We start from the raw sequence: 6407 nt of genomic DNA, 5'->3' as shown, positions 1-6407 counted from the left end.
CCGGCAAGAAGGTCGCCGTCGTGGGCTCCGGCCCCGCCGGCATGGCCGCTGCCCAGCAGCTCGCCCGCGTCGGCCACGACGTGACCGTCTTCGAGAAGAACGACACCATCGGTGGCCTGCTGCGCTTCGGCATCCCCGACTTCAAGTTCGACAAGTCGCACATCGACCGCCGCGTCAAGCAGATGGAAGCCGAAGGCGTGGTCTTCAAGACCAACACCATCGTCGGCGACATGCCTGCCGCGGGTGCTGGTTCCAAGGTCACCAACTGGGCCAAGGACAGCATCACGCCCGAGCAACTCAACAAGGAGTTCGACGCCGTGATCCTGGCCGGTGGCTCCGAGCAGTCGCGTGACCTGCCGGTGCCGGGGCGCGACCTCGCCGGCATCCACTTCGCCATGGAGTTCCTGCCCATGCAGAACCGCGTCAACGCGGGCGGCAAGGTCAAGGACCAGATCATGGCCACGGGCAAGGACGTCATCGTCATCGGCGGTGGCGACACCGGCTCCGACTGCGTGGGCACCTCGAACCGCCACGGCGCCAAGAGCGTGACTCAGTTCGAAGTGATGCCCATGCCGCCCGAGCAGGAGAACAAGGAGCTGACCTGGCCTTACTGGCCGATCAAGCTGCGCACCTCCTCCAGCCACGACGAAGGTTGCGTGCGTGAATTCGCGGTCGCCACCAAGGAGTTCTTCGGCGAAAACGGCAAGGTCACCGGCCTGAAGACCGTGCAGGTCGAGTTCAAGGACGGCAAGTTCTCCGAAGTGGCCGGCACCGAGAAGACCTACAAGGCGGACCTGGTGCTGCTGGCCATGGGCTTCACCAACCCGGTCAACACCCTGCTCGAAGGCTTCGGCGTCGACAAGGACGGCCGCGGCAACGCCAAGGCTTCGACCGATGTCGGTGGCTACAAGACCAACGCCGCCAAGGTGTTCGCCGCTGGCGACGTGCGCCGCGGTCAGTCGCTGGTGGTGTGGGCCATCCGCGAAGGCCGTCAGGCTGCTCGCGAAGTCGATGCTTTCCTGATGGGCTCGACCACGCTGCCGCGCTGAAGTGGCGCGCTGACATCGTTGAACCCCCGGAGAAACGGGGTGGCAACGGGGTTTTGCTCCCCATGTTGTGTGCAGGTCGCGCCCCGGCCTGCACGCATGCGGTGAATCCCCTATGATCAAGGAGCCGGTGAAGTGTCACCGGCTCTTTTTTCTTGGCCCATGACCCCACCCGTGTCCCCCACCTCCGATGCCGCAGCGAACGGCGAGGCCCAGGCGCCCGCCATGATCGAGCTGCGCAACGTCACCTGCGGTTACGGCGACCGGATCATCCTGTCCGACATCAACCTGGTGGTGCCACGCGGCAAGGTGGTGGCGCTGATGGGCACCTCCGGCGGTGGCAAGACCACGGTGCTGCGCCTGATCGGCCGCCAGATCCAGCCCATGAAGGGCGAGGTGCTGATCGGTGGCCAGGACATCTCCCGCCTGCAAGGCGATGAGCTCATGGCCCTGCGTCGGCGCATGGGCATGCTCTTTCAGCAAGGCGCGCTGTTCACCGACCTGACGGTGTTCGAGAACGTCGCCTTCCCGTTGCGCGAGCACACCCGGCTGCCCGAATCCATCCTGCGCGACCTGGTGCTCATGAAGCTCAACGCGGTTGGCTTGCGCGGCTCGCGCGACCTGCTGCCCAGCGAGATCTCCGGGGGCATGGCCCGTCGCGTGGCCCTCGCGCGCGCCATGGCGCTCGACCCCGAACTCATGCTGTACGACGAGCCTTTCGCCGGCCTCGACCCCATCTCCATGGGGGTGGCCGCGCGGTTGATCCGCGAGCTCAACGACACCATGGGCCTGACCTCGGTGGTCGTCTCGCACGACGTGCACGAAACGTTCATGATCGCCGACCACGTCGTGCTGGTGGCCAACGGGCGCATCGTGGCCCAGGGCACGCCCGCCGAGATGTCAGCCAGCGAAGACCCGCTGGTCAAGCAGTTCGTTCATGCCGAGGCCGACGGCCCGGTGCGGTTCCACCAGCCGGCCGTTGACGCCGGCGTCGACTTCGGGGTGCGCGGATGATGCGCTGGCTGTCTCCCGCGCGCGTCGGCATGTCCGTGCGCAGCAAGCTGGCCGACATGGGCTACGCCGCGCGCCTGTTCCTGACCCTGCTGAGCATGCTGGGCGACACCTTCCGGCGGCCCCGTCTGCTGGTCGAGCAGGTGTTTTTCCTGGGCAACTATTCGCTGGCGATCATCGTGGTTTCCGGCCTGTTCGTCGGATTCGTGCTCGGGCTGCAGGGCTACTATGTGTTGCAACGCTACGGTTCGAGCGAGGCCCTGGGCATGATGGTGGCCTTGTCGCTGGTGCGCGAGCTGGGCCCGGTTGTCTCGGCTCTGCTGTTCGCCGGGCGGGCTGGCACGGCGCTGACCGCTGGCATCGGCCTGATGAAGGCGGGCGAGCAGCTCGCCGCCATGGAGATGATGGGGGTCGACCCGATCCGTCGGGTGCTGGCGCCACGTTTCTGGGGCGGCGTCATCGCCATGCCCTTGCTGGCGGCCGTGTTCTCGGCGGTCGGTGTGCTGGGCGGCTGGGTCGTCGGCGTGGTGATGATCGGGGTCGACCCAGGCGCGTTCTGGTCTCAGATGCAGGGTGGTGTCGAGGTGTTCGCCGACGTGGGCAACGGCATGCTCAAGAGCCTGGTGTTCGGCCTGACCGTCACCTTCGTGGCCCTGTTGCAAGGTTTTGAATGCCAGCCCACGCCCGAAGGTGTGTCGCGGGCCACCACGCGCACGGTCGTGATGGCGTCGCTCGCTGTGCTGGGGCTGGATTTCGTGCTGACGGCCATGATGTTCTCGATCTGATCGAGGCAGGCTGACAAGAAGGAAGAACAAGATGCAAAAGTGGAAACATGACGTCTGGGTGGGGCTGTTCGTGCTGTTGGGCGCTGGTGCCATCCTGTTCCTGGCCTTGCAGGCCGGCAATTTGCTGACCCTCAATTTCGAGCAGGGCTACACCGTCAACGCGCGCTTTGACAACATCGGTGGCCTCAAGCCCAAGGCAGCGGTGCGCAGCGCTGGCGTGGTGGTGGGCCGTGTCGGCAAGATCACCTTCGACACCCAGGGCTACCAGGCCGTGGTCGAGCTCAAGCTCAACAAGGACGTGGTCTTCCCGAAAGACTCATCCGCCAAGATCCTGACCTCCGGTCTGCTGGGTGAGCAGTACATCGGCCTGGAGCCGGGTTTCGAAGAAAGCAACCTGGCCCAGGGCGACGCCATCAAGGCCACGCAATCGGCCATCGTGCTGGAAAACCTGATCTCGCAGTTCCTCTTCAGCAAGGCCGCCGATGGCGACACCGAAAAGGGAGGCAGCAAGTGATCAACCGCTTCGCCATGCGCCGATCGGCCGTGGTGGTCGCCCTGGTGTGCGCGAGCTTGCTCCAGGGCTGTGCCACGCGCCAGCAGCCAGACCCCTTCGAGAACCTGAACCGCGAGGTGTTCGCGTTCAACGAAACGGTCGACGAGAACGTCCTGCAGCCGGTGGCGCGGGGCTACGTGAACGTCACGCCCGAGCCTGTGCGCATCGGCGTGCGCAATTTCTTCAACAACTTGCGCGACGTTTGGTCCACGGTCAACCTGTTCCTGCAAGGCCGCTTCGGCGAAGGCGCCACGGCCATCATGCGCGTTAGCATGAACACGACCTTCGGCCTGGCGGGCCTGATCGACATCGCCACGCCGATGCGGCTGGAGCGCCCCAACGAAGACCTCGGCCAGACCCTGGGCGTGTGGGGCATGGGCCCCGGCGCCTACATCGTCTGGCCTTTCCTGGGCCCGTCAACAGCGCGTGACTCGTTCGACATCCCGCCCACCTTCGCGTTCGGCGGCACCATGCTGGCCGATGGCTGGAAGGCCGAGTTGGCCATCACGGGCGTGAACCTGATCAGCCTTCGCGCCGACCTGCTGGCCGCAGGCGACCTGGTCAACGACATCGCGCTCGACAAGTACGCCTTCATCCGCGATGCCTACCTGCAGCGCCGCCAGAACCTGATCCACAACGGCGAGCCGCCCGACGCCGATGACGATGAAGAAGAGCCCTTCGTCGATGAGTCGAAGGAGCCCGAAGCGCCAGCAGCCGGCTCGCCCGGTGCCAGCGTGTTGCCTGTGGGGCTGCCTGAGTCGGCCCTGGCCACCGTGGTCGCGGGCCCGGCGCTCACTGCGCCGGCCAACGTTTCGGTGCATCGGGTGATGCTGTCGGTGGCCGATCCGGAGTGGGCGTTTTCGCCAGCTTTCGCCGAGGTCGCCTCGGCAGGCACCGCAACGGCCGACGCTTCGCGTGTGAACACAGGTGAAGTTCTTCGCCAGGGTCTGCCCGAGCCGGTCCTCGCGCGTTGAAACAACGGTGCCGCCCGCCAAGAGGTGGCCATGACATCCAGGAGCTTGCCAACATGAACGCCCCATTCCGTCAGAACACCGCCCGCTGGGTGATCGCCTCGGCCCTCGGCCTGGGTCTCGCCTTGCCGGTGACGTCGGCGCTGGCCCAGTCCACGCCCGCCACCGCCACCGCAGCCGCCACCGCGCAGGCCGCCACCCCCGATGCCTTCATCAAGCGCATCACCGACGAGGTGTTTGCCACCGTCAAGGCCGACAAGGGCATCCAGCAGGGTGACCTGCGCCGCGTGCAGGCCATGGTCGAGAGCAAGATCTTGCCGAACGTGAACCTGCAGCGCATGACCTCGGCCGCCGTGGGCCGCCCCTGGCGCCAGGCCACGCCCGAACAGAAGCAGCGCCTGCAGGAAGAGTTCAAGACCCTGCTGATCTACACCTACGCCGGTGCCGCAGCCCAGATCAAGGACCAGACCATCGAGTACCGCCCGATGCGCAGCCGTCCGGAAGACACCGAGGTCATCGTGCGCACCCTGGTGCGCAACAAGGGCGAGGCCATCCAGCTCGACTACCGCCTGGAGAAGGCCGATGCCGGCTGGAAGATCTACGACGTCAACGTGCTGGGCGCCTGGCTGGTGCAGACCTACCAGAGCAGCTTCGCGCAAGAGGTCAGCGCTTCGGGCATCGATGGCCTGATCGCCAAGCTGGTCGAGCGCAACAAGCAACTGGCGACGCGCAAGGTGGCGGGCTGACATGCTGCTGCTGCCGCCCGTGATCACGCATGCGGAAGTGCCGCATGTGCTCAGCCTGTTTCGCCAGACGCTCGATCAGGCAGCCGCTCAGGGCGACACCCAGGCGGCCATGTTGACGGTTGATGGCTCCGACCTCCAGCAGTTCGACTCCAGCGCGCTGGCGGTGCTGCTGGAGTGCCAGCGCATGGCTCGCAGCAGCGGTCGGGCGTTTTCGGTTCAGGGTTTGCCGCCCAAGTTGACCGAGTTGGCCCGCTTGTACGGCGTGGACGGCCTGCTTCAGTCCGCCTGACGCGGGCCAGGGGCGTGGCCCGAGGCGCGCAAGCCCTGGCCCACACCCGGGGCCTGCTCAAGCTGCCCCACTCAGGCGCGGGCCTTGTCCTGATCGATCAGGCTTCCTCTGCCCACGCAAAGCCGTCCCGCGCCACGAGTGCGCTGGCCGCAGCCGGGCCCCAGGTGCCCGCCGAGTAAGGGCGCGGCCCCACGGTGTCGTGTCGCCAGGCTTCCAGGATGGGCTCCACCCAGCGCCATGCCTGCTCTTGCTCGTCCGAGCGCACGAACAGGTTGAGTCGGCCCGCCAGCGCGTCGAGCAGCATGCGCTCGTAGGCGCCCACCCGCTCGCTGGAAAACGCCTTGTGAAAGTCCAGGTCGAGCGAGACCGGCGACAGGCTTTCCTGCCCTGAGCCGGCGCCCACCGCGTCCACCTCGCCGCGCGCGGCCATCAGGCGCAGCTCCAGGCCGTCTTCCGGCTGCAGCTTGATCACCAGCTGGTTGGGCGCCTGCGCCCCGGGGAAGATGGCGTGCGGCGTGGGGCGGAAGGTCACGACGATCTCGGCGTGGTAATGCGTCATGCGCTTGCCGGTGCGCAGGTAGAAGGGCACACCGGCCCAGCGCCAGTTCTGCACCTCGCAGCGCAGGGCCACGAAGGTCTCGGTCTGGCTGCTCTGGGGCACCTTGGCCTCTTCGCGGTAGCCGCAGACCGACTCCCCGGCGACGGTGCCGGCGCGGTACTGCCCACGCACCACGTCGCGCGCCACCGAGGCGGCGTCAAAGGGCTTGAGCGAGCGCAGCACCTTGAGCTTTTCGTCGCGGATGGCGTCGGCGTCCGAGCTGGAGGGCGGCTCCATGGCGATCATGGTCAGCAACTGCAGCGCGTGGTTCTGCACCATGTCGCGCAGCGCGCCGGTTCGGTCGTAGAAGTCGCCCCGCGTGCTCACCCCCAGCGACTCACCCAGCGTGATCTGGATGTGCGCGATGCTCTCGCGCCGCCACAGCGGCTCGAACAGCGCGTTGCCAAA

General features: G+C 66.8%; 7 protein-coding genes and 1 pseudogene. 7 read left to right on the top strand and 1 reads right to left on the bottom strand.

Translation table 11 applies throughout. The features are described from left to right. The 7 genes from B2W70_RS12365 to B2W70_RS12335 form a co-directional block, all read left to right on the top strand. Positions 1–1049, top strand: a 1049-nt coding sequence (locus tag B2W70_RS12365) for a glutamate synthase subunit beta (protein ID WP_286746090.1), incomplete at its 5' end; no start/stop codon positions are given. A gap of 222 nt (positions 1050–1271) precedes the next feature. Beyond that, the gene (locus B2W70_RS12360) at positions 1272–2060 is read left to right on the top strand and encodes an ABC transporter ATP-binding protein (protein ID WP_286746099.1); all 789 of its coding nucleotides are present in this window, start codon (positions 1272–1274) and stop codon (positions 2058–2060) included. Beyond that, positions 2060–2842, top strand: coding sequence for a lipid asymmetry maintenance ABC transporter permease subunit MlaE (gene mlaE, locus B2W70_RS12355; RefSeq protein ID WP_058088680.1), 783 nt, complete (start codon positions 2060–2062; stop codon positions 2840–2842). Before B2W70_RS12360 ends, mlaE begins: the two co-directional genes overlap by 1 nt. A 31-nt stretch (positions 2843–2873) precedes the next feature. Then, complete coding sequence (gene mlaD / locus B2W70_RS12350; protein ID WP_058088613.1) at positions 2874–3356, top strand: outer membrane lipid asymmetry maintenance protein MlaD; 483 nt, start codon at positions 2874–2876, stop codon at positions 3354–3356. After that, entirely contained in the window at positions 3353–4369 is a 1017-nt protein-coding gene (locus B2W70_RS12345) for an MlaA family lipoprotein (RefSeq protein ID WP_286746087.1), read from the top strand. The genes mlaD and B2W70_RS12345 overlap by 4 nt, the downstream gene beginning before the upstream one ends. A 53-nt stretch (positions 4370–4422) precedes the next feature. Beyond that, on the top strand, positions 4423–5112 hold the full coding sequence (locus B2W70_RS12340) for an MlaC/ttg2D family ABC transporter substrate-binding protein (protein WP_083506179.1): 690 nt from the start codon (positions 4423–4425) through the stop codon (positions 5110–5112). A gap of 1 nt (position 5113) precedes the next feature. Then, positions 5114–5401 carry an STAS domain-containing protein gene (locus B2W70_RS12335; RefSeq protein ID WP_137842292.1) on the top strand — a complete coding sequence of 96 codons (288 nt, stop codon included), beginning with the start codon at positions 5114–5116 and terminating at the stop codon, positions 5399–5401. A 97-nt stretch (positions 5402–5498) separates the two neighbouring features. Here the strand turns inward: B2W70_RS12335 and B2W70_RS12330 are convergent. Next, positions 5499–6407: pseudogene (locus B2W70_RS12330) on the bottom strand (glucose-6-phosphate dehydrogenase); the annotation flags it as partial.

Source organism: Aquabacterium sp. UBA2148 (genome assembly GCF_002328915.1).
GTDB lineage: Bacteria > Pseudomonadota > Gammaproteobacteria > Burkholderiales > Burkholderiaceae_C > Aquabacterium > Aquabacterium parvum.
The sequence above is the reverse complement of the archived record's forward strand: the minus strand, read 5'-3'. Positions and strand labels throughout refer to the sequence as shown.

Excerpts from the sequence above, each read along its gene's own strand:
- B2W70_RS12360 (WP_286746099.1), top strand. The coding sequence starts at position 1,272 with ATGATCGAGCTGCGCAACGTCACCTGCGGTTACGGCGACCGGATCATC.
- mlaD (WP_058088613.1), top strand. The coding sequence starts at position 2,874 with ATGCAAAAGTGGAAACATGACGTCTGGGTGGGGCTGTTCGTGCTGTTG.
- B2W70_RS12335 (WP_137842292.1), top strand. The coding sequence starts at position 5,114 with ATGCTGCTGCTGCCGCCCGTGATCACGCATGCGGAAGTGCCGCATGTG.
- mlaE (WP_058088680.1), top strand. The coding sequence starts at position 2,060 with ATGCGCTGGCTGTCTCCCGCGCGCGTCGGCATGTCCGTGCGCAGCAAG.
- B2W70_RS12340 (WP_083506179.1), top strand. The coding sequence starts at position 4,423 with ATGAACGCCCCATTCCGTCAGAACACCGCCCGCTGGGTGATCGCCTCG.